Below are 21,449 nucleotides of genomic sequence, written 5' to 3'. Positions count from 1 at the left end.
GGCACGGGTGGGCGGCGAACGTGGTCCTCGGACGGAGTCGGGGGCGGGTGTCGCCCGGCCTGCGAACGCGGTCAGCGGCCGGTACGTCCGTGCGCCGCGCCCGCGCCGTCCGGCACGGGGACGCGGTGCCGGCGCAGGGTCTCCTGCCACAGGTCGCGCACCGATTCCGCGAGGAGTGTGACGGCCTGCCAGCCGAGCGCCTCCCGAGCGGGTGCGGCGTCCACCCGCGACCAGTCCATGGCGGCGCGCCAGCCGAGGTCGCCGGTGCGCCGCTCGATCACCTGGGGATGGCGTCCGCTCGCGGCGACCAGCAGGTCGACGAGGGTACGCACGGGAACCGCGGTGCCGGATCCGATGTCCAGCGCCCGCCCCGCCACGTCGGCCCGGGCCGCGAGGACCACGGCGCCGGCGACGTCGCGGACGTCCACGTAGTCCCGGTGGGCGGTCAGCGCGGCGAGTTCCAGGCGCGCGGGCTCCTCGGTTCCGGCGGCCGCGAGGGTCTCGGCCACCTTGCCGGGCAGGCTGGTCTCGTGCATGCCGGGCCCGATGGCGTTGGCCAGTCGCAGCACCACTCCGTCCACCTCGCCCGCGGCGGTCGCGGCGAGGACGCTGCGCGCCGCGGCGAGTTTCGCCCGGCCGTAGGCGGTCTGCGGGCGCAGGGGGCCCGTGGGGTCCGCCGACTTCCCCCAGGCGATGGGGCCGTACTCCAGCACGGAGCCCAGATGGACCAGCCGGAGCCGCCGCGGCAGCAGCCGCAGCGCTTCGAGGAGCCGCAGGGTCAGGGCGACGCAGCGGGAGTCCATCTGTTCCTCGGTGAGGCCCCAGCTGCTGCCCGTGGCGTCGACGACGACGTCGGCGCCCAGGCCGTCCAGCAGCTCGGCGAGACCCTCCGCGGAGACCTCCGCGATGTCCAGGGCCTGGAACCGGACGGAGGGCGGGAGGCTCCTTCGCCGCCGGGCCACCGCGACGACCCGCCGGCCCGCGGCACCGAAGGCGGTGCAGACATGACGGCCGACGAAGCCGGTCCCGCCCAGCACGACCACCGTTCCCGCGCCGGCCGGGGCGGTCACGGGGCCTCGCCGTCCCCCCGCCCGCGCTGGGCCACCCACAGTCCCCAGGCGAAACCCTCGGCGGGTACGAACTCGGCCCGGCAGCCCGCGGCGTCGAAGGCCCGCGTGAACTGCTCCTTGGTGAACAGCGACATGTCGATGGTCTCCGTGGAGTGCCGTATCCCCGTCTCGGCGTCCGCCAGCACGCTGTGCAGCACCATCCGCATCCGGTCCCGGCGTCCGTCCAGGCGGGTGGAGTGCGACACCCGCATGATCGTGCGGTGCTCCTCCTCGATGAGGTCGCGGGAGATGTAGCCGGGGAGGAACTCCTCGGGCGTGAACCACGGTTCGATCACCAGCACGCCGCCCGGAGCCAGTGCCCGTACGCAGCCGGCGATCATCCCGGCGAGTTCCTCCTCGGAGGCCAGGTGCGGTATCGCGAACATGCAGGTGATCGCGTCGTACGCGGCGACGCAGCCGACGTCCCTCATGTCGCCCTGGCGGGCCCTCAGCCCGGGGACCCGGCTCTTCGCCAGGGCCAGCATGTCCTCGGAGCGGTCCAGCCCCTCGACCACGTCGAAGCCCGCCGCCAGGTGCTCCAGGTGCAGCCCCGTGCCGCAGGCCACGTCGAGCAGCGACGAGGCGCCCGGGTTCCGCCGGCGGATCAGCCTGACCAGCTCCGCCGCCTCGCCCGCGTAGTCCCGGCCACGGCTACGCATCACGAGATCGTAGATTTCCACGTAATCGGCCTCATACATCGTCTGCACTCACCCTGTCCGGTGCTGGAGGTTCAGGCGGTCTGCACGTCGGGGACATAGAGGATCCACTTGCCGCCGGCCTCCCGGAAGCCCTGCTCCTTCGCCATGATCTCCTCCGCGTGGTTCCAGGCGAAGAGCAGCGCGTAGTCGGGGTAGCTTTCGGCGAACGTCTCCGCGGGCTTCACCGGGATGTGCGACCCGGGCGTCAGCCGCCCCTGCTTGGCCGGTGTCGTGTCGCACACGTACGAGACGAGGTCGGGGCCAATGCCGCAGAAGTTCGCCACCGTGGCGCTCTTGGCGGTCGCACCGTAGGCGACCACGGTGCGTCCCTGGTCGCGCAGGTCGCGCAGCAGGGTGACCAGGTCGTCGCGGATACGGTGGACGCGGGCCGCGAAGTCGCGCAGGGTGGCCGGCTCGTGCAGTCCGCGCCGCTCCTCCTCCCGCAGCAGCCGGGCGACGGCCTCGGTGGGCTTGCGGCGGCCGGCGCGCGCCACGGTGTAGCGGACCTCGCCGCCGTGCACCGGCAGTCGCTCGACGTCGACCAGTTCGAACCCGAAGCGGGCGGCCATCGTCCGGACGGAGTGCGCGGTGAAGAAGTAGAAGTGCTCGTCGTAGATCTGGTCGAAGGAGGTCTTCGCCACGATGTCGCCCAGGTAGGGGTCCTCGAAGACCAGGACCCCGTCCGGGCCGAGCAGCGCGTCCAGTCCCTCGAAGATGGAGGTCATGTACGGGATGTGGCAGAAGGTGTTGGCGGCGTAGACGACGTCGGCCGGACCCTCGGCCTCGCGCACCTCCTTCGCCGTGGCGGCTTCGAAGAAGTCCACGCGCAGCCGGATGCCCTGGCTCCGGGCCACCTTGGCCACGCTGCCGGACGGCTCGAAGCCCAGGTGACGGACGCCGGCTTCCTTGATGGTCCGGAGCATGATGCCGTCGTTGCAGCCGAGTTCGACGATGAAGGGGTCGGTGCCGGTGAGTTCGGTTTCCAGGAAGTGCTGCGCGGTGCGCGCGAAGTGCTCCCGCATCACCGCCGATCCGGAGGAGTAGTACGGGTACGCCTCGTGGAACATCCGGTCCCTGGGGACCTCCTCGACGAGCTGGACCATGGCGCAGGAGGTGCAGAGGCCGACGGCGAGCCGGTAGAAGAACTCCCCCTCGATCTCCTCCGGTGTGAGAAACGCGTCCGACAGCGGCTGCCGGCCGAGGTCGAGAAACTCCGTCAGGTTTCCGCCGCACACCTGGCAGACGGCGTCGTGCACCTGTGAATCCCGCTGCTCCGTCATTCACCTACTCCTTTTCGCAGTCTTGTCCAGAAACCTTCGCGGGCCGGAACGCACACGTCTCACAGGCTGCCGATGACACTGCGCAGCGCGTCGATGACCTGTTCCTGTCGGCTTTCCGGGAGGGCCGGGTACATGGGGAGCGAGAAAATCTCGTCGGCCAGTTTCTCCGTGACGGGCAGCGAGCCCCGGCGGTATCCGAGGTGCTGGAAGCCCGTCATGGTGTGCACCGGCCAGGGATAGCTGATGTTCAGCGCGATGTCGTACTTCTTCAGCGCCTCGATGATCTCGTCCCGGCGGGGGTGGCGGACCACGTAGACGTAGTAGACGTGGGTGTTGCCCTCGTTGGTCGAGGGCAGGACGAGCCCGCCGGGACCGGTCAGGTCGCCGAGCGCCGCCTCGTAGCGCCGGGCCACCGCGGCACGTCCCGCGACATAGGTGTCCAGCCGCCGGAGCTTGCGGCGGAGGATCTCCGCCTGCACCTCGTCGAGGCGGCTGTTGTGCCCCGGGGTCTGGACGACGTAGTAGACCTTCTCCATGCCGTAGTAGCGCAGCCGGCGCAGCGCCGCGTCCACCTCGTCGTCGGAGGTGACGACGGCTCCGCCGTCGCCGTAGGCCCCCAGCACCTTCGTCGGGTAGAAGGAGAAGGCCGCCGCGTCGCCCATGGTTCCCGCCAGCTCGCCGTGGTGCCGGGCGCCGTGGGCCTGGGCGCAGTCCTCCAGGATCTTCAGTCCGTGTTCCTGCGCGAGCCACCGGAGCGGGGCCATGTCGACGCACTGGCCGTACAGGTGGACGGGCACCAGCGCCTTGGTGCGCGGGGTGATGGCCGCCGCGACCTGGCCGGTGTCCATGAGGAAGTCCTCCTCGCGGACGTCGACGAAGACCGGTGTGGCGCCCGTTCCGTGGATGGCGAGGACGGTCGGGGCCGCGGTGTTGGAGACGGTGATCACCTCGTCCCCGGGTCCCACCCCGAGGGCCTCGAGACCCAGCTTGACCGCGTTGGTGCCGTTGTCGACCCCGGTGCAGTGCCGCACACCGTGGTAGGCGGCGAACTCGCGCTCGAATTCCCGGACGCTCTCCCCGAGAATGAGCTGCCCGGAGCCGAACACCTTCTCCACCGCGTCCAGGATCTCTGCCCGCTCTTTTTCGTATTCCGGCAGATAGTCCCACACCCGCGTCGTCACCTGTCTACCTCCGATACCTGAATGTGAGCAGCCCGCGCGAATCCCCGGATCAGTTTCGGGAGTTGTCCGCGATCGCGGAAGACGGCGGCAGGACCGCAGAGAAAGAGAACCGCTGCCCGGCAGAGGGCTTGCGAAGCCAACAAGGAGTCTCTTCAGTGCGCGGCGTCAATGCAACGGAATCTGTGTCAATTCTTTGTGAGCAGTTCGCGCGTGGCTTTCGGCAGCCGCCCCGGCGGGGGAACCGCTCCGGCCGGACCCGGCTCGGGTGCTCGGGGGATGGCGCACCGCGCCGGCCGGCCGGAGCGGTCGTCTCACCGGACGGTGACCTGGGCCCAGTGGCCGTCCGCGACCATCGGGGCGCCGGTGTCCGCCCACTTCAGCCAGTTCACGACCACATAGCGGCCCGGCTTGAGCGTCGGCGTCATGTCCGCCGCCTCACCGGGCGAGAGGGGCAGCATGCCGGTCCCCTGGCCGAAGTCGAACGGTGCCTCGCCGCCGGGGGTCCCGCCGTCGCCGAAGGACTCGAAGTAGGTCCGCAGGTCGTCCTCGGTCACGCCGTCGGCGAGCGGGAACAGGATGGCCTCCATGGTCTGGATGCCCGGCAGGGCGTTCACGAAGCGGATGGCCCTGCCCGCCGTGACGTCGCCGCTCACCGTGAACACCGGTGCGCCGTCCGCGATGCGTGCCGTCACCGTCGCCGCCGGCGCCTCCTCCCCCGCCGTACTCCGGCCGGCCGAGGTGACCGTGAGGGTCCGGTGGCGCGGTTCGGCGCCGGCCAGGTGCAGATAGTCGAAGATCCAGTAGGTGCCCGGCGCCAGGTCGGTGGCCAGGGTCGCGGGCAGGTCCGGATGGATCGTCGTGCCACCGAGCAGGTCGGCGATCCCGTCCAGTTCGGCGCTGCCCTCGACGATCTGGGCCGGGTCGGAACCGATCGCCTTGCTCAGCGCCGTGCGGAACTGCTCCCAGGTCGTTCCCGGGCGGGGCCGGGCCAGCCCGATCCAACCCGCCTCCGGGTCCTGTGTGCTGATCCGGAAGGTGGTCCGGCCGGCCGGTACCTCGGCCGGCGTCAGCAGCCGTCCGTCCGCCGTGGACACGATGTCCCACGCCTGGCGCGGTGCCTCGGCGGCCACGGGGGCGACCGGGCCGTCCGTCGGCTCGGCGTGGGCGGCGCCCGGACCGGCCAGCAGCGCGCCGGCCCCCAGGGTCAGGGCCGCGGCCCCGGCCACCAGCCGGGGTACGGCGCGGGCGCCGCGCGGGCGGGACGGCTCCGGATGACCTGTGTGCGTCATGTCTCCTCCTGTTGTGCTGACGGATGCCTGTTGCCCTGACGGATGGGTGAGCGCGGCGCTCAGCGGGAGGCGAGCTCCTCGAGCACTCCCACGACCTCATGGGCGGTCGGCAGGGCGGCCATCTCCTCGGCCAGGGCGCGGGACCGCTCCCGGTAGGACGGCTCGGACACCAGCGCCTCACAGGCCGCCAGGATGTTCTCCGCCGTGTCCTCCCCGTCCAGGAGGGTGATCCCGGCGCCGTACTCCGCGAGCCGCCGGGCGGGCTCGATGGCGCTGCCCAGCTTGGGCACGGACAGCTGCGGTACGGCCGCGTGGATCGCGGTCATGCTGGTGAGGCCGCCGTTGTGGTGGACCAGGACGTCACAGGTGGGAGCGATGATCTCGAGCGGTATCCAGCCCGCGAGAACGCCGAGTTCGGCTCGGAGTCCGGCGGCCACGTCCTCCGGGGCGGCGACGACGATCTCCAGACCGAGTTCGGCGACTCCGTCCACGAGCGCGCGCAGCCGCTCCCCCGTGAGGCCGAGGAACTCCAGTGTCTGGTCGTTGGTGACCCGGCTTCCGCTGGTGACGCAGATCCGAGCGGTCCCGCCCCGGGTGTACATCCACGGCTCCAGCGGACGCTGGGCGTTGGCCGGCACCCACCGCATCTGCTGGACGTTCGCCGCGTCGTTGAGCCGCAGGGACGGCGGGCAGGGATCGATCCACAGGGCCGGCTCGGGCAGGCCCTCGTGCCCCAGGTCCTTGAGCAGCGGTTCCAGCTCCTCGGCCGCGCCGGCGTCGTAGCCGCTCACCGGCAGCGTGTCCCACAGCTGTCGCACGTACGGGACGCCCACGCGCTCGGCGAGCAGATAGCCGGCGTAGGTCAGGGAGCCCCCGACCACCACGTCCGGGCGCCACGCGGCGGCGAGTTCCTCCAGGCCGGGGAGGGAGGCGGCGGACAGCCGTCCGTACCAGCTCCCCACCAGGCGCATCTGCTCCTCGGGGGCGTCCGGCATGCGCTCGGGCAGGCCGGACGGCCCGGTCATCAGCTCCTCCCGCGTCATGGTGGTGACACAGGCCGCCGGCAGCCCCACTCCCATGACATGGGGCAGCATCTGCTCGGTCGTGCCGACGATGACGTCGTGACCGGCGTTGCGCACGGCCGTCGCGAGCGGCGTGATCCCGAACACCGTCGCGGGGCTCCCGCCGGTCAGGAAAAGGAATCGCATGCTGGTTTCCGCCTCTGGCTCAGTGATGTACCGATGGGTTCGCGCGGCCCGCGGCCCTCGTCCGGGGCTCAGGCGAGCAACCGCGCCAGCTCGCCCGCGAGTTCGATGTTCCGGAGTTCCAGGTCCTCGGGGCAGGCGGCGATGCTCGCCCAGATGATGAGGTGCTCCACCGGCAGACCGGCGGTCTCTTCCGTGATCTTCTTGGCGGCCTGCTCCGGGGTGAGGACGCTGACGAAGCCGCGCAGCTCGGAGGAGTCGGGATCGTCGGGTATCAGGGGCGGCGCCGCGACGCCGGGGTTGTCCTGGGCATAGCCTCGCCGGTAGCTGTTCAGCTGGTGTGCCGCGTGCGGCGCGATCCGCTGCCAGGCCGCCTCGGGATCGTCGGCCAGCATGATGTGCATCAGGTCCGCCACCTTCGCGCGCTCCGGATCGTGGCCGCCCTCGGCCAGTCCCGCCTGGTAGTGGGCGAACATCTCGTGCGAGATGTGCAGATAGTTCAGTCCCAGCCGGCCGGCCATGCGGGCCCCGACCGGCCCGTTGTAGCCGCCCCACACCGGGATCGGGTCCTGGATCGGTCCGGGGGTGACGGCCCGTTCCTCCCACAGGCGGCGCACCGCGCTGATGGCCTCTCCGGAGCGGGTGACCAGACGGCTGTACGGAACGTCGAAGAGCCGGTATTCCGGTACGCGGTAGCCGGCTCCGAGGCCCAGCTCCAGACGGCCGCCGCTGATGAGGTCCACGATGGCCGCCTCCTCCGCGAGCTGGGCGGGTTTGCGGAGCGACGGGAGGGCCACGGCCGTGCCGATCCGGGCGTGTCGGGTGCGGGCCGCCGCGGCCGCGGCGAAGGTCAGCGGCTGGGACAGATAGCCGTCCTCGAACTGGTGGTGCTCGGTGAACCACAGGCCGCCGACGCCTTGCCGGTCGGCTTCCTCGCAGTACTCCAGGGTGCGGGCGTAGTGGTCCGCCCACGGCCGGTGCCATCTGGCCGGGTTCCGCAGGTCGAACAGCAGGCCGATCTTCACATCCAGCTCCAGGGGCGTGAGTCAGTGGGTGGTGTCCTGCCAGCTGCGCGCACAGGCGAAGCCGGACGTGCGTTCGGGGCGCCACCAGCCGGCCACGGCCCGCGGCGGATGCGAGGTGACGTCCGGGCCCGTCCCCGGCGGATGGGCGCGGGCCAGGAGCACGGCGGTGAGGGCGGCGACTTCGACGGCGTCGGGGTCGCCGCGGACGACCCGCAGAAGCGGCGAAGCCGGGCCATCGGTGCCCGGCCCCCGCTGCGGCGCCGTCACTGCGGCGGATTGCCGTGCTTGCGGCGCGGCAGGTCGGCGTGTTTGGACTGGAGCATGGCGAGCGCCCGGACCAGCACCGCGCGGGTCTCGCGCGGGTCGATCACGTCGTCGACGAGACCGCGCTCGGCCGCGTAGTACGGGTGCATCAGCTCGGCCTGGTACTCCTTGACCCGGGACTGCCGGACCGCTTCCGGATCGTCCGCCTCGGCGATCTCCCTGCGGAAGATGACGTTGGCGGCGCTCTCCGCGCCCATCACCGCGATCTCGTTGCCGGGCCAGGCGTAGGTCAGGTCGGCGCCGATGGCCTGGGAGTCCATGACGATGTACGCGCCGCCGTACGCCTTGCGCACCACCACCGAGACCCGGGGCACGGTGGCGTTGCAGTAGGCGTACAGCAGTTTCGCGCCACGTCGGATGATGCCCTCGTGCTCCTGATCGACGCCGGGCAGGAAGCCGGGTACGTCGACCAGCGTGACCAGCGGGATGTTGAAGGCGTCGCAGAACTGGACGAACCGCGCCCCCTTCTCGCTCCCCTTGATGTCGAGCACCCCCGCCATGGCGGAGGGCTGGTTGGCGACGATCCCCACCGTCTGTCCGTCGATGCGGGCCAGGGCGCAGACGAGGTTGGGCGCCCAGTTCGGCTGCACTTCGAGGTACTCCCCGTCGTCGACCACTTCCCCGATCAGCGTGCCGATGTCGTAGGAGCGGTTGCCCTCGGCGGGCACGAGGTCGAGGAGCGCGTCGTTCGGCCGGTCCACCGGATCGTCGCAGGCGACGCGGGGCGGCAGTTCACGGTTGTTGGAGGGCAGCAGGGAGAGCAGGTAGCGCACCTCCGCCAGGCAGGTCTCCTCGTCGTCGTAGGCGAAGTGCGCCACGCCCGAGACGCCGGTGTGCACATCGGCGCCCCCGAGGCCCTCGTGGGAGACCTCCTCGCCGGTCACGGCCTTGACCACGTCGGGGCCGGTGATGAACATCTGGGAGATGCCCCGGACGGCGAAGACGAAGTCCGTGAGGGCCGGCGAGTAGGCCGCGCCGCCCGCACACGGCCCCAGCATGACGCTGATCTGCGGGATCACACCGGAGGCCCGGGTGTTGCGCTGGAAGATGCCGCCGTAGCCGGCCAGCGCGGAGACACCCTCCTGGATGCGCGCTCCGGCACCGTCGTTGAGCGAGACCAGCGGGGCACCGGCGGCGACGGCCATGTCCATCAGTTTGTGGATCTTCTGCGCGTGCGCTTCGCCCAGCGCGCCGCCGAAGATCCGGAAGTCATGGGCGTAGACGAAGACGGTCCGGCCCTCGACCGTGCCCCAGCCGGTGACCACACCGTCGGTGTACGGCCTGGTGCGCTCCAGGCCGAAGCCGCTGGCGCGATGCCTGCGCAGCGGTTCCACCTCGGTGAAGCTGCCCTTGTCCAGCAGGAGTTCCAGCCGTTCCCGGGCGGTCAGCTTGCCCTTGGCGTGCTGCCGCTCGGTGGCCCGTGGATCGGGTCCCGCGACGGCTTCGGCCTTGCGGGCGCTCAGCCCCGCCAGCGCCTCGGGAACCTGTCCCAGGGTGTGCGCGCTCACCATGTCCATCCCCCGTTCCTCTTCGCGATGTCAGCGATGTCAGCGGTGTCGGAAGTCGATGTGCCTGTGGTCGCCGCAGTCCTGGAGCCGCCGGTGCAGCGCGGCGGTGATCAGCTCGGTGGCATCGTCGGTGTACAGACAGTCCGTGGGCAGCCAGCGCACCGTCATCCGGGCCCGCCCGGCTGTCCTCAGGGCACAGGCGGCGGCGTAGCCCCGCTGGACGGGCAGACTGCGGATGTCCCAGCCGGCCGGCCGGGCGGGTGCGCCGTCCCCGCTGCGCTCACCGAGATAACCGCCGCCCACCCCATGCCCGATGCCGGTGCCGAGTCCCTTGAGATACGCCTCCTTGCGGGCCCACAGCCGGGCGAAGGCGACCGGGCGCAGGCCCTCCGGGGCGCCCGTGATCTCCGCCTGTTCCGCCGGATGGAGCGCGGGGGCGCACACCGCGACGGTCTCGGGCCCCGGCACGCGCTGGACGTCGACGCCCACGGGAGCCGACGCGACCCCGGCCAGGATCAGCCCGTGGCTGTGGGAGAGGGAGAAGTGCAGGGGGGAGCCGAGCAGTACGGGGCGGCCGTGCGGGCCGCCGCAGCGGGGGCAGCGTGCGCGGCCGAGGCGGAGCCGGGCCGGGGGGACTCCGGTGTACGCGGCCAGCAGCCGTCTGAGGGCGATGTGCGCCGACAGATACAGCAGTCGGTGCCGGGGGCGTGCCGTCGCGGCGGCCCGACGGGTCTCCCGTGCGCTGAGTTCGTCGGTCGCGCCGCGGGGCAGCGGCCCGGCGCCGTGGGCCGCGCGCAGCAGCCACACGTGCAGCGCGCCCTCCTCGAGGATGGGGCCGAGGTGGTCCCCGCCGTCGGCTCCGGCCGGTGTGTGCCGCGGCCTGTGCGGCCGTGGCCTGCCCGGCTGTCCGGGGCCGCCGGGCCGGGGTGGTCCAGGACGGTCGGCCCGTCGTTGCTGTACGCCCATGGCCGGGGCCACCTTCCTGCGTCGGCGGGCCCCCCACATGACGGGCCCCGGGGCGAGGAACGACCTGCCCCGGGGCCTCGAGTCACGCGGAGGGCCCGCTGCCTTTCTGCGGTTGTCGGCTACCTGGCCTGATCACCCGCCACGGTGACCTTCTGCTCCGGCTGCGGGGCCTCGCCCTCCTCCTCGAGGGTGGGCGTGACCCGGCGGAGCAGGACGGCCACCAGCAGGGCGATGGCGAGGGCGATGACCACGCTGGCGGTGTAGGAGATCTGGATGCCGTCGGTGAACGCGGTGCGCGCGGCGTCCAGAAGGGACTCCTTGGTGTCCCCGCTGAGGTCCTCCGCCGCCGCGACGGCGGAGCCGATGCTGTCCTCGGCCGCGGCCGTGGCCGTTTCGGGGGTGCCTTCCGGGATGCTGTCCTGCACCTGGGCGCGGTAGACCGCGGTGCCGGCCGCGCCCAGCAGGGCGATGCCCAGGGCGGTGCCCAGCTCGGCGGCGGTCTCCTGGATGGCCGAGGCCTCGCCGGCCTTCTCCGCGGGAGCGGTGGCGAGCACCATGCCCGTGCCCAGCGCCGGAGTCGGGCCCAGGCCCAGGCTCATGATGGCGCCGCCGGCGATGACCATGCCGATGCCGGAGTCCTCGGTCAGCCGGCTGAGGATGAACATGCCCACGGCGGCGATCGCCAGCCCGCCGGCCATCAGGTAGGCGGGCCGGATCTTCTGGGCGAGCCCGGGGGACGCCATGATGCCGATGACCATCATCACGGAGATCGGCAGCATCAGCAGTCCGGCCTCCATCGGCGTGTACCCGGACACCATCTGCAGGAACTGGGCCAGGAAGAACTGGGCGCCGGCCATGACGAACATCGACAGGGACAGCACCGCGAGGGCGGCGGCGAACGTACGGCTGCCGAACAGACGCAGGTCCAGGAGCGGCGACTCGAGGTTGCGCTGGCGCAGCACGAAGGCCGCGCAGATGGCCAGGCCCACGGCGAGGATCAGCGAGGAGCCGGCCTCGATGCCGTGCGAGGCGTACTCCTTGATGCCGTAGACCACCGGAAGCACGCCGACCAGGAGCATCAGCACGCTGAGGAAGTCCAGCCGGCCCGGCTGGTCGGAGCGGTACTCCGGCAGCAGGAGGGGGCCGGTGATCACCAGCAGGGCCATCACCGGAGCGCCCAGCAGGAAGACGGATCCCCACCAGAAGTACTCCAGCATCACGCCGCCGACGGCCGGTCCCAGGGCACCGCCCAGCACGAAGCCCGCCATCCACACGCTGATCGCGACATTGCGCTGCTTCGCGTCGTGGAACATGTTCCGCAGCAGCGACATCGTGGACGGCATCAGGGTCGCTCCGGCGACGCCCAGCAGCCCGCGCGCGATGATGAGCATCACCGGACTCGTGGAATAGGCCGCGAGAACCGAGGCGGCACCGAATCCCACCGCGCCGATGAGCAACAGCCGTCGTCGGCCGATACGGTCACCCAATGTGCCCATGGTGATGAGCAGACCGGCGATGAGGAAACCGTAGATGTCGACAATCCAGAGCAATTGCGTGCTCGACGGGTCGAGGTCTGCACTCAAATGCGGTACCGCCAAGTGCAGAACGGACATATCGAGGGCGATCAGGATGGTCGGCAGAGCCAGGACGGCCAGCCCTAACCACTCTCGCTTCCCGGCCTTGACCTGGGGAGATGTTGTCATTTCTGTCTCCATGGCGCCACCTTAGAACCTCAACTGGACTTGAGGTCAAGCAGGGTCTTCGCGCCACCTTTCGAAATGTGGCGCGATTAGTTCCCAATTCCTTGTTCGAGAAATCCGAAATACCGTGCGATCAGGCCTCGTAAGGACGTCTGTCACGCGCCTCCCTGAGGGCCAGGGACCACCACTCGAGTTGGCCCAGCATGCTTTTCACCGCCGGCGCGTAAGCCTCTTCGTCCCTGATGCGGCCCGTGGCGTCCAGCAGTGCGGTGGCCTTGTGGAAACTGATCGAGTCGCGGACGGTCATGGCGTGCAGTTCGGCGAAGACCTGGCGAAGCTGCTCGACCGCGCGCAGCCCCCCGCCCATCCCGCCGTAGCTGACGAAGCCGACCGGTTTGGCCTGCCACTCGGTGCGATGCCAGTCGATGAGGTTCTTCAACGCCGCCGGAAAGCTGTGGTTGTACTCGCCCGTCACCACCACGAACGCGTCCGCGGACGCCAGCACGGGTGTCACCTTCCGCAGCTCGGCGCTGATCTCCGCGCCGCGCCGGTCCACCGCGAGGGGCAGCGCGACGTCCTTGGCGTCGACCACGTCGACCTCGAACCGCCCGTACGCGCGCGCCGCCCGGAGGAACCATCCGGCGAACACCGGCGCCAGCCGGACGTCCCTGACGGTGCCGACCAGCACGGCCAGGCGCAACTTCTCCTCGGACATGGGCACTTCCTTCCGGTGGTACGGACGACTCGGCGGAGTTCAGGGGGAGCGGCGCAGGGCGCCGGCGAGCGCGACGAGGGCTCCGGCGGCGGCGACGGCGGTGACGAAAAGGAGCGCGTCCTGGTACGCGAGGCCGTCCCCGGTGGCCGGGCCGGCGCCGTCGCCCCGGTCCAGCAGCAGGGCCACGACCACCAGCACCACGACGGCGCCGAACTGGACGGCGGCCTGGTAGACGGCGGTGCCGACCCCCTTGTCCGCGGGCCGCAGCCCGGACGACGCCTGCATGTTCAGCGCCCCGAAGGCCAGCATGAAACCGACGCCGAACAGCAGCATGGTCGGCAGGACGTCGGCGGCGTACGCGCCCGGTTCCTCCAGGCGGGCGTAGAGCGCGCAGCCGGCGGCGGGGGCCACCGTGCCCAGCGCGATGAGCGAGGGGGCTCCGAAGCGGGCGACCATCCGGCCCGCGTAGAGGGCGGCGACGACCAGGGGCAGACAGGCGGGAAGGAGCGCGACGGCGGTCTCCCACGGCGACCACCCCAGGACCGACCGCGACTGGAGGGCGACGACGAAGAGCAGCCCCAGGTAGGAGCCGTTGAGTGCGGCGGCGATCAGCGCGGACCTGACCAGCGGCGCGTTGCGCAGTACGGCGCGACGCCTCGGCGCCGCGGGGGGTGCCGATCCCTCGTCCCGCGGGATCAGCTTCAGTCCGAGCAGGAAGAGCAGCAGTGCCACGGGCGCGGGCGACAGCAGCGGCCAGCGCCAGCTCGCTTCCGTGAGCGCCCCGGACAGCAGCAGCCCGATGGTGAAGCCACCGGCTCCGAACAGGGAGTAGACCGACATCGCGCGTCCCCGCTCGCGCCCTTCCCGGAACGCCGTGGCGATGATGGCCGCCCCGACCGGAGTGGTCACCGCGGCGCAGACGCCCTTGACCACCCGGGAGGCGATGAGCAGCGCGGCGCTGTCGGTCGTGCCGCCCGCCAGCGCCGCGACGGCGAAGAGCAGCATTCCGGCGAGATAGACCCTGCGCCTGCCCAGCCGGGCCGCGATGCGGGGACCGAACAGCACCGCGGCCCCGAAGCCGAGCGCGAAGCCGCTCATCACCCACTGGGCACCGGTGACGGACAGTCCCCACTCCTCGCCCACCGCGGGCAGCAGCGGGATCACCACCGACGTCTCCAGGGCGTCGACCAGCATGTTGCCCGCGAGAACCGTCAGCAGCCCCCACAGCGGGAGGGGCCAGCGCGCGTCCGCCGCGGACGCGGGCCGCGGCCCGGGGACCGAGGAGGTGGACGGCGTGGAAGAAGCCATCGGAATCCACCGTTCTGTCAGCGTCGAGTACTGCGCCGGCGCCCGGGCCGGCCCGGCCGGGCGCCGGCGATCCGGACCGGGTCAGCCACCGAGCAGCGTGCCGCCGCTGGCGTCCAGGTAGGAGCCGGTGATCCAGCGGGAGTCGTCGCTCGCGAGGAACGCCACGACGTCCGCGATGTCCTCCGCCGCGCCGACGCGCCCGAAGGCCGAGAGGGCCGCCATCTGCTCGACGGCCTCCGGGATGTCGAACAGCGGGCTGCCGTTGTTCGTGATGCCGGGGCCGACGCTGTTGACGGTGATGCCGCGGGCGGCGAGGTGCTTGGCGTAGTGCAGGGTGAGCTGGTCGATGGCGCCCTTGGTCATCGCGTACGCCACCTCGGACGGGTTGGCGAAGCGGGTGAGCCCGGAGGAGATGTTGACGATGCGTCCGCCGTCCGGGATGTTGCCCACCGCGCGCTGGACGAGGAAGAACGGCGCCCGCGCGTTGACCGCGAAGAGCCGGTCGAAGTGCTCCAGGGTGACGTCCTCGGGCGCCACCCCGCCCATCACCCCGGCGTTGTTCACCAGGATGTGCAGGTCCGTGCCGCCGGTGCGCTCCTTCAGGCCCTGCTCCAGCTGGACGAACAGCTCGTGCACGGCCCCGACCTCGGCCAGGTCCGCCTGCACGGCGAAGGCCCGGCCGCCGTCCTTCTCGATGGACGCGACGACCTCGTCGGCCGCGTCCCGGTCGGCGGAGCAGTGCACGGCGACCAGCGCGCCGTCCCGTGCCAGCCGCTCCGCGGTGGCCCGGCCGATGCCCCGGCTGGAGCCGGTCACCAGTGCGGTCTTGCCGGTGAGTGTGCCCATGGTGGTCCTCCTGTACGAGTGCGAGCTGTGCGTGGTGGGCTGCGGGGGCGCCGCAGCGGAAGGGGGGACGGACGGGGCCGCGTCGGCGGGGACGTCGCCCGGCGGCCCCGGGCGGGGGGTGTCCAGTCCGCTGATCATGGCGGCGAGGTGACGACGCGCCGGGGCCAGCGTGAGCAGTTCGCCGACGACGGTGCGCACCGCCTCCACCTCGGGCCCGCCGAGCAGCAGCGACGCCTGGGCCTCGATGTTGGCCAGGGTCCGCCGTCCGACGGAGTGGCGGACCTCGTGGTACGAGTCGAGGAGCGCCTCGTCCGGGGTCCCGCCGCACTGCGCGGCGAGCTTCCAGCCGAGGTCGGCCGCGTCCTGCAGCCCGAGGTTGAGCGCCTGGCCGCCGACCGGCATCTGGAGGTGCGCCGCGTCGCCGGCGAGCAGCACCCGCCCCCTGCGGTACTGGGCCGCCTGGCGCCGGGCGTTGCCGAACGCGTTGACCCACAGCGGCGTTCCGGCGCTGATGTCCTCGCCGGTGACCCGGCGCCACGCGGCGGCCACCTCGGCGAAGTCCGGCTCGCCGGTGCGCGGGCGCGGAGCACGGCCGTACTCGTGCAGCATGACCCGCGTGGAGCCGTCCGGCCAGCGGGAGGCGATGGCGAGCCCTGCCGGGAGGCGTTCGAAACGCCGGCCGGGAATGTCGATCCCGGCGACGTCCGCCCGCAGCAGTTCCCTGGTCGCGTCGTGGCCGGGGAAGTCGAAGCCCGCCAGCTCCCGTACGGTGCTGCGCTCTCCGTCGCACCCGACCACGTACGCGGCCCGGAGGGTCACCGGGGCGTCGCGCGGCCCGGCGGCCTCGACCTCGACCATCGCCGTGCTCTCCCGGAGCCCGGTGACCCGGACACCGAGCCGCACCTCGGCGCCCAGCGACCGGGCGTGGTCCTGGAGCACGGCCTCGATCCGGGTCTGCGGGACCTTCCACTGCCCCGCGAAGGGGTGCTCCTGACCCTCCGTCAGGTCCAGTGGCATACCGCCGAAGTGACCGGCGCCTCCCCGGGGCGGCGGGCCGAGCGCCTCCAGCAGTCCGCGTTCCTGGAACAGCTCCATCGACCGGGCGTGCAGGGTGGAGGCGCGTGACGCGGTGGTCGGCCGCGTGAGCTGTTCGAGTACGGTCACGCGTGCTCCGCCCCGGCGCAGCTCGCAGGCGAGCAACAGACCGACAGGGCCCGCGCCGACCACGATCACATCGGTGTCCAGCGCGGTCATGGCTCAGTTCCGCGCTTCCGCGTACTCCTTGGCATGGGCCAGGGTGGCGCGGCTGTTGGCGCCGAGCGCGTTGCGGAGGAACTCACGGGCCTCGGGCACCCCGGCCTGTTCGCCCAGCACGGAGGTGATGGTGTCCGTGTTGACCATGACGGTGTGCTGAGAGGTCGCCCTCGTCATCCCTCCCCCGAGTTCCTCGAACAGCCAGTAGCCGGTGTGCAGCTTCATCAGCGCCGGCAGCGTGGTCTGCTTGTAGACGATCCGCTGGTGCGGGAAGCACACCCGAACCGACTCGGTGGTGTGGGACGAGCCGTCCCGGGTGAGGGTGTCCATCCGCAGGATCTGCAGGCCGGGGGTGTGCTCGCGCAGATCCACCGCGGCCACGTGCGGCAGCCGCTCCTTCCATCGGTCGGCCTCGTTGACGAAGTCGTACGCGTCCTTGGCCGAGCCGTGGATCTCCACACTGTCCTCGAAGGACAGCGTCAACTCGGCCGCGTGCGTGGCGAGTTCGACATTGGCCTTCAGGGAGGCCAGTTCGGACCGGCTGTTCTGGTCGACCGCCCGGTCGATCCAGGCCAGGCTCTCCGGGTCGTCGCCGACCGACCGGTAGTCGTGCAGCAGCCGTACCCGGCAGCCGTTCTCCCCGCGCGGCTCGAGGATCCAGGTGCCGCCCATCGCGGCCACCGGGTGGGCGGGCACCTCCTGGCGGAACGTGATCCGCAGGTTCCGCGGGTCCAGCCGGCGGCGCGACGTCCAGCTCTTGGCGTCGCCGTTGGCCGTGGCCCAGATACGGATGCGCTCTTCCTCGGCTCCGCGCTCGACATGGTCGACCAGTACGGAGGGAGGGAAGATCCGCGGCCAGTTCTCGACCTCGGCGAGCAGCCGGTACACCTCGGCCGCGGGTGCCTCCACCGTGATCTCGTGCTCGACCTCACGCACGGTCATGTTCTCTCCTCGTTCTCGGGGTACTCCGTGGACAGGGGGCCGGACGGGGCCGGCGGCTCAGAAGTTGCCCAGGCCGCCGCAGACGTTGAGCGCCTGGGAGGTGATCGAGGCCGCGGTGTCGGTGACGAGGTAGCCCACCAGCCCGGCCACCTCCTCGGGCGTGGAGTACCGGCCGAGGGGGATCTTCGCCTGGAACTTCTCGAGGATCTGTTCCTCGGTCGCGTTGTAGGCCTCGGCGTAGCCCTGCCGTACGCGCTGGGCCATCGGCGTCTCGACGTAGCCCGGGCAGACCGCGTTCACCGTGATGCCGGTCGGCGCCAGCTCGTTGCCGAGCGCCTTGGTGAAGCCGACGACACCGTGCTTGGAGGCCGAGTAGGGCGCGCCGAGCACGACGCCCTGCTTGCCCGCCGTGGAGGCGATGTTGACGATGCGGCCCCAGTTATTCGCCCGCATGCCGCCACGGGTGAGGACCTCGCGGGTCACCCGGAAGACGCTGTTGAGGTTGGTGTCGATGACGTCCAGCCAGAGGTCGTCCGGGATGTCCGCGGTGGGGCCGCCGCCGGACCGTCCGGCGTTGTTCACCAGCACGTCGATCGTGCCGAAGGTGTCCACGGCCGCGCCGACGAAGCGGCGTACGTCCTCGGTCGACCGCACGTCGCAGGACGAGCCCGCGACGTCCAGGCCCTCCTCCCGCAGCGACTTGACCGTGGCCGTCACGTTCTCCTCGGTGCGGGCGCAGAGGTACACGCGGTGGCCCTGCACGGCCAGCAGCCTCGCCACCTCGAGTCCGATGCCGCTCGTCGCCCCGGTGACCACGGCGACGCGCTGATTCTGCTGTGTCATGTCCCTCTCCTGAAACTCGGCGAGCGTGCGGGCAGTGGCCTAGACGGCCCGGCTGGTGGCGGACAGCCGGCTGTTGACGACGTCGATCAGGGCGCGGGGCGTGCGCAGCTCGGCCAGCAGGTCGTCGTCGAGCGTGATGTCCCACTCCCGCTCGATCCGGCTCCCGGTCTCCAGGAGGGCGAGCGACTCGTAGCCGAGCTCCTCGAACTCGACGTCCAGGATGTCTCCGTCGAGGTCGACGCCCTCTTCCGCGCCTGCGCCCTCACGCAGGATCCGCTTGAGGTCGTCGACGGTGAATTCCGTGGCGGGCATGGTGTGTTGTCTCCTCCGTTGCTCCGTGTGCCGATGCTGTGTGTGCCGCCGCGTCGGGTGGCGGTGGGCCGGTCAGGTCCGTGGATGTCAGTCGTCGAGTGCGCGAACGACCAGGGCGGAATTGAAGCCTCCGTAGCCGCGGGCGAGCACCAGCGCGGTCCGCAGAGCCGCCTCCCGGGGCTCGGTGACCAGGTCGAGTTCGTGCTCCTCGGCGGGCGTCACATGGGGGGTGGGCGGGATGACCGAGTCCCGGATCGCCAGCAGGGCCGTGGCGACGTCCAGGGACGCCGCCCCGGAGTTGAGCCGCCCGGTCATCACCTTCGGCGCGGTGACCGGCACACCGCGCGCACCGAAGACCTGCCTGATGGCGTCGGACTCGATCCTGTCGAGGTCGCCGATGCCGGCGGCGTCGGCGAACACGACGTCGATCTCGTCCGGCCCGACACCGGCGTCCTGCAGGGCGACGTCGATCGCCCGCCGCAGTCCGGCCTCGCGCCCGCTGTCCGGCCGGGGGTCGAAGGTCGCGCCGTAACCGGCGATCGCGCCGTAGACGTGGGGCGCGCCCCGTCGGCGGGCGCTCTCGAGGTCCTCCAGGACGAGCAGCGCACCGCCCTCGCCCGGCACATGGCCGCACGCCGTCGGGTCGAAGGGCAGGTAGGCGCGCTCGGGGTCCTCACGGGTGCTCATCCGGGCGCCGGCGAGCTGGGCCACCCAGCCCCAGGGGCAGATCGAGGCGTCGATGCCGCCGGAGAGCATGAGCGGGGTGCCCTTGCGGACCTGCCTGCGGGCCTGCGCGAGCGCGTCCAGACCGCCCGCCTGATCGCTGACGAGCACGCCGCTCGGGCCCTTCATCCCGTTGCGGATCGAGATCTGACCGCTGTTGACCGCGTAGAACCAGGCGAACGACTGGTACGCGCTGACGTACCGGCCGCCCTTGCTCCACAGGTTCTGCAGCTCGCGCTGGCCGAACTCGAAGCCACCCGAGGAGCTGGAGGTGACGACCCCCATGTCGTACGCGGGCAGATCGGCCGGCCGGACCCCCGCGTCCGCGAACGCCCAGTCCGCGCCGACCAGGGCGATCCGGGTCATCCGGTCGGTCTGCGGGATCAGCCTCCCGGGGAGGTGGTCCTCCGCGACGAAGTCCCGGATCTCTCCGGCGAGTTTGGCCGGGTAGCGGTCGGGGTCGAAGCGCTGGACGCGGCCGATGCCATGGCGGCCGTCGAGCGTGGCGGACCAGTACGTCCGCGCACCCAGGCCGTTGGGGGCCGCGATGCCGAGTCCGGTCACCACGACGGTGCCCGGCGGCGCGCTGGTGACGGTCATGCGGTGTTCCTCCCGGGGCGGGTGAGGATCATGGCGCTCTGGAATCCGCCGAAGCCGCTGCCGACGGACAGGGCGGTGTCCGTCCGCTGCTCCCGGGCGACGAGCGGCACATAGTCGAGGTCGCACTCGGGGTCCGGGGTGTGCAGGTTGGCGGTGGGCGGTACGACGCCGTGCTCGATGGCGAGCGCGGAGGCGGCGATCTCGATGGAGCCGATCGCGCCCAGCGAGTGTCCGACCATCGACTTGATGGAGGACACCGGGGTGCGGTAGGCGTGCTCGCCCAGGCTCTTCTTGAACGCAGCCGTCTCGTGGCGGTCGTTCTGCTTGGTGCCGGAGCCGTGCGCGTTGATGTAGTCGATGTCCTCCGGGTTGAGCCGGGCCTCGTCCAGGGCCGCGCGGATGGCCTCGGCCATCTCCACGCCGTCGGGGCGCAGTCCGGTCATGTGGTAGGCGTTGCAGCGCGAGGCGAAACCGGCGATCTCGGCGTAGATGTGGGCGCCGCGCCTGCGTGCGCTCTCCAGCTCCTCCAGGACGAAGACCGCGCACCCCTCCCCCAGCACGAAGCCGTTGCGGGTGCCGTCGAAGGGCCGCGAGGCGTGCTCGGGATCGTCGTTGCGCGGTGTGGTCGCCTTGATCGCGTCGAAGCACGCGACGGTGATGGGGGAGATGGGGGCGTCGGTCGCCCCGGCCACCATGATGTCCACGGCGCCCTCGCGGACGAGTTCGGCGCCGTGGCCGACGGCGTCAAGGCCGGAGGTGCAGCCGGTGGAGACGACCGTGGCCGGTCCCTCCGCGCCCACCGCCCAGGCGGTCTCGGCGGCGAAGGAGCTGGGCACGAAGTAGTCGTACAGGTGCGGCACCGCGTAGGTGTGATCGACGAGATCCAGCCGGCCTCCGTCGCTGACCGTGCGGTACTCCTGGTCGAGGCCGGTCGTCGCGCCGACCGCGCTGCCGATGGTCACGCCCACCCGGTGCGGCGGGAAGTCGGAGAACTGCAGCTCGCTGTCGGCCACCGCCTCCCGTGCCGTGACCACGGCGAACTGCGCGGCCCGGTCCATCCGCCGTATCTCCTGGGGCGTCAGGCCGTGCAGTTCCGCGTCGAAGTCGGCCTCCGCGGCGATCTGGGAGCGGAAGGGCGAGGGGTCGAAGAAGCTGATCCGCCGGGTGGCGGTGCGCCCGTGGGTCAGCAGGTTCCAGAAGGCCTTCTGCCCGATGCCGCCGGGCGCGGTGACCCCGATGCCCGTGATGACGACGCGCCGCCCGGTCACTGGGCGCTCCAGTGATAGAACCGCCGGGCCATGGCATCGGCGGGAGAGCGCCAGGTGGCCGGGTCGTAGGCCTCGATGTGCGGCTTGAGGTCCTCGCTGATGCGGATGAAGGCGGGGTCGGTCTTGGCCGCCTCGATCCGCTCGCCGCCGAGTTCGGTGTCGAAGTCCTGGAGGTGGAAGTAGAGCCCCCGGTAGGAGAAGAGCTGGCGGCGGCGGGTGCCCATGCGGTGCGGCATCTCGGTCCTGTCGAACGCGGCGAAGAGTTCGGCGACGTCCTCGGCCGAGTGCGCGGCCATCCGGGCCACGATCAGCGTGCTGTGCATCTGTGTGTGTCTCCTTCGCGAACCGTGTCG

The 21,449-nt window shown here is 71.6% G+C and carries 20 protein-coding genes; all 20 read right to left on the bottom strand.

Annotated elements, in window-relative coordinates; translation table 11 throughout:
* Positions 1-71 precede the first annotated feature (71 nt).
* Entirely contained in the window at positions 72-1,070 is a 999-nt protein-coding gene (locus tag ACZ42A_RS18470) for an NAD-dependent epimerase/dehydratase family protein (RefSeq protein ID WP_468528252.1), read from the bottom strand.
* Positions 1,067-1,768 carry a class I SAM-dependent methyltransferase gene (locus ACZ42A_RS18465; RefSeq protein ID WP_468528251.1) on the bottom strand — a complete coding sequence of 234 codons (702 nt, stop codon included), beginning with the start codon at positions 1,766-1,768 and terminating at the stop codon, positions 1,067-1,069. Before ACZ42A_RS18465 ends, ACZ42A_RS18470 begins: the two co-directional genes overlap by 4 nt.
* A gap of 71 nt (positions 1,769-1,839) precedes the next feature.
* The gene (locus ACZ42A_RS18460; RefSeq protein WP_468528250.1) at positions 1,840-3,087 is read right to left on the bottom strand and encodes a methyltransferase domain-containing protein; all 1,248 of its coding nucleotides are present in this window, start codon (positions 3,085-3,087) and stop codon (positions 1,840-1,842) included.
* Positions 3,088-3,146: 59 nt separating this feature from the next.
* Positions 3,147-4,268 carry a DegT/DnrJ/EryC1/StrS family aminotransferase gene (locus tag ACZ42A_RS18455; protein WP_468528249.1) on the bottom strand — a complete coding sequence of 374 codons (1,122 nt, stop codon included), beginning with the start codon at positions 4,266-4,268 and terminating at the stop codon, positions 3,147-3,149.
* Between the two features lie 311 nt (positions 4,269-4,579).
* A complete protein-coding gene (locus ACZ42A_RS18450; protein WP_468528248.1) occupies positions 4,580-5,557 on the bottom strand; it encodes a hypothetical protein in 978 nt (325 codons plus the stop codon).
* Positions 5,558-5,616: 59 nt separating this feature from the next.
* Positions 5,617-6,765 (bottom strand): nucleotide disphospho-sugar-binding domain-containing protein, encoded by a 1,149-nt coding sequence (locus ACZ42A_RS18445; RefSeq protein WP_468528247.1) that lies wholly within the window; start codon positions 6,763-6,765, stop codon positions 5,617-5,619.
* A gap of 68 nt (positions 6,766-6,833) precedes the next feature.
* A complete protein-coding gene (locus ACZ42A_RS18440; RefSeq protein WP_468528246.1) occupies positions 6,834-7,787 on the bottom strand; it encodes an LLM class flavin-dependent oxidoreductase in 954 nt (317 codons plus the stop codon).
* Positions 7,788-7,808: 21 nt separating this feature from the next.
* On the bottom strand, positions 7,809-8,054 hold the full coding sequence (locus tag ACZ42A_RS18435) for an acyl-CoA carboxylase subunit epsilon (protein WP_468528245.1): 246 nt from the start codon (positions 8,052-8,054) through the stop codon (positions 7,809-7,811).
* Complete coding sequence (locus tag ACZ42A_RS18430; protein WP_468528455.1) at positions 8,051-9,622, bottom strand: acyl-CoA carboxylase subunit beta; 1,572 nt, start codon at positions 9,620-9,622, stop codon at positions 8,051-8,053. The genes ACZ42A_RS18435 and ACZ42A_RS18430 overlap by 4 nt, the downstream gene beginning before the upstream one ends.
* A gap of 36 nt (positions 9,623-9,658) precedes the next feature.
* Positions 9,659-10,585, bottom strand: coding sequence for a 4'-phosphopantetheinyl transferase family protein (locus ACZ42A_RS18425; RefSeq protein WP_468528244.1), 927 nt, complete (start codon positions 10,583-10,585; stop codon positions 9,659-9,661).
* Positions 10,586-10,704: 119 nt separating this feature from the next.
* Entirely contained in the window at positions 10,705-12,300 is a 1,596-nt protein-coding gene (locus ACZ42A_RS18420; RefSeq protein ID WP_468528243.1) for an MFS transporter, read from the bottom strand.
* Positions 12,301-12,418: 118 nt separating this feature from the next.
* The gene (locus tag ACZ42A_RS18415; protein WP_468528242.1) at positions 12,419-13,000 is read right to left on the bottom strand and encodes an NADPH-dependent FMN reductase; all 582 of its coding nucleotides are present in this window, start codon (positions 12,998-13,000) and stop codon (positions 12,419-12,421) included.
* A 39-nt stretch (positions 13,001-13,039) separates the two neighbouring features.
* Complete coding sequence (locus ACZ42A_RS18410; protein ID WP_468528241.1) at positions 13,040-14,308, bottom strand: MFS transporter; 1,269 nt, start codon at positions 14,306-14,308, stop codon at positions 13,040-13,042.
* A gap of 81 nt (positions 14,309-14,389) precedes the next feature.
* Positions 14,390-16,408, bottom strand: coding sequence for an SDR family oxidoreductase (locus ACZ42A_RS18405; protein WP_468528240.1), 2,019 nt, complete (start codon positions 16,406-16,408; stop codon positions 14,390-14,392).
* A gap of 3 nt (positions 16,409-16,411) precedes the next feature.
* Positions 16,412-17,350: an aromatase/cyclase gene (locus ACZ42A_RS18400; protein ID WP_468528239.1), complete on the bottom strand. Its 939-nt coding sequence runs from the start codon at positions 17,348-17,350 to the stop codon at positions 16,412-16,414.
* 57 nt (positions 17,351-17,407) lie between these two features.
* Positions 17,408-18,193 carry a 3-oxoacyl-ACP reductase FabG gene (gene fabG / locus ACZ42A_RS18395; protein ID WP_468528238.1) on the bottom strand — a complete coding sequence of 262 codons (786 nt, stop codon included), beginning with the start codon at positions 18,191-18,193 and terminating at the stop codon, positions 17,408-17,410.
* Positions 18,194-18,232: 39 nt separating this feature from the next.
* Entirely contained in the window at positions 18,233-18,505 is a 273-nt protein-coding gene (locus tag ACZ42A_RS18390) for an acyl carrier protein (protein ID WP_468528237.1), read from the bottom strand.
* A gap of 87 nt (positions 18,506-18,592) precedes the next feature.
* Positions 18,593-19,828, bottom strand: a complete 1,236-nt coding sequence (locus ACZ42A_RS18385; protein WP_468528236.1) for a ketosynthase chain-length factor — start codon at positions 19,826-19,828, stop codon at positions 18,593-18,595.
* On the bottom strand, positions 19,825-21,096 hold the full coding sequence (locus tag ACZ42A_RS18380; protein ID WP_468528235.1) for a beta-ketoacyl-[acyl-carrier-protein] synthase family protein: 1,272 nt from the start codon (positions 21,094-21,096) through the stop codon (positions 19,825-19,827). The genes ACZ42A_RS18385 and ACZ42A_RS18380 overlap by 4 nt, the downstream gene beginning before the upstream one ends.
* A complete protein-coding gene (locus tag ACZ42A_RS18375) occupies positions 21,093-21,419 on the bottom strand; it encodes a TcmI family type II polyketide cyclase (protein ID WP_468528234.1) in 327 nt (108 codons plus the stop codon). The genes ACZ42A_RS18380 and ACZ42A_RS18375 overlap by 4 nt, the downstream gene beginning before the upstream one ends.
* Between the last annotated feature and the right edge of the window lie 30 nt (positions 21,420-21,449).

The sequence above is a fragment of the Streptomyces sp. NPDC030838 genome (assembly GCF_055572035.1).
The sequence above is the reverse complement of the archived record's forward strand: the minus strand, read 5'-3'. Positions and strand labels throughout refer to the sequence as shown.

Excerpts from the sequence above, each read along its gene's own strand:
- ACZ42A_RS18465 (WP_468528251.1), bottom strand. The coding sequence starts at position 1,768 with ATGCGTAGCCGTGGCCGGGACTACGCGGGCGAGGCGGCGGAGCTGGTC.
- ACZ42A_RS18460 (WP_468528250.1), bottom strand. The coding sequence starts at position 3,087 with ATGACGGAGCAGCGGGATTCACAGGTGCACGACGCCGTCTGCCAGGTG.
- ACZ42A_RS18450 (WP_468528248.1), bottom strand. The coding sequence starts at position 5,557 with ATGACGCACACAGGTCATCCGGAGCCGTCCCGCCCGCGCGGCGCCCGC.
- ACZ42A_RS18445 (WP_468528247.1), bottom strand. The coding sequence starts at position 6,765 with ATGCGATTCCTTTTCCTGACCGGCGGGAGCCCCGCGACGGTGTTCGGG.
- ACZ42A_RS18430 (WP_468528455.1), bottom strand. The coding sequence starts at position 9,622 with ATGGTGAGCGCGCACACCCTGGGACAGGTTCCCGAGGCGCTGGCGGGG.
- ACZ42A_RS18425 (WP_468528244.1), bottom strand. The coding sequence starts at position 10,585 with ATGGGCGTACAGCAACGACGGGCCGACCGTCCTGGACCACCCCGGCCC.
- ACZ42A_RS18420 (WP_468528243.1), bottom strand. The coding sequence starts at position 12,300 with ATGGAGACAGAAATGACAACATCTCCCCAGGTCAAGGCCGGGAAGCGA.
- ACZ42A_RS18415 (WP_468528242.1), bottom strand. The coding sequence starts at position 13,000 with ATGTCCGAGGAGAAGTTGCGCCTGGCCGTGCTGGTCGGCACCGTCAGG.
- ACZ42A_RS18410 (WP_468528241.1), bottom strand. The coding sequence starts at position 14,308 with ATGGCTTCTTCCACGCCGTCCACCTCCTCGGTCCCCGGGCCGCGGCCC.
- ACZ42A_RS18405 (WP_468528240.1), bottom strand. The coding sequence starts at position 16,408 with ATGACCGCGCTGGACACCGATGTGATCGTGGTCGGCGCGGGCCCTGTC.
- ACZ42A_RS18400 (WP_468528239.1), bottom strand. The coding sequence starts at position 17,350 with ATGACCGTGCGTGAGGTCGAGCACGAGATCACGGTGGAGGCACCCGCG.
- fabG (WP_468528238.1), bottom strand. The coding sequence starts at position 18,193 with ATGACACAGCAGAATCAGCGCGTCGCCGTGGTCACCGGGGCGACGAGC.
- ACZ42A_RS18390 (WP_468528237.1), bottom strand. The coding sequence starts at position 18,505 with ATGCCCGCCACGGAATTCACCGTCGACGACCTCAAGCGGATCCTGCGT.
- ACZ42A_RS18385 (WP_468528236.1), bottom strand. The coding sequence starts at position 19,828 with ATGACCGTCACCAGCGCGCCGCCGGGCACCGTCGTGGTGACCGGACTC.
- ACZ42A_RS18375 (WP_468528234.1), bottom strand. The coding sequence starts at position 21,419 with ATGCACAGCACGCTGATCGTGGCCCGGATGGCCGCGCACTCGGCCGAG.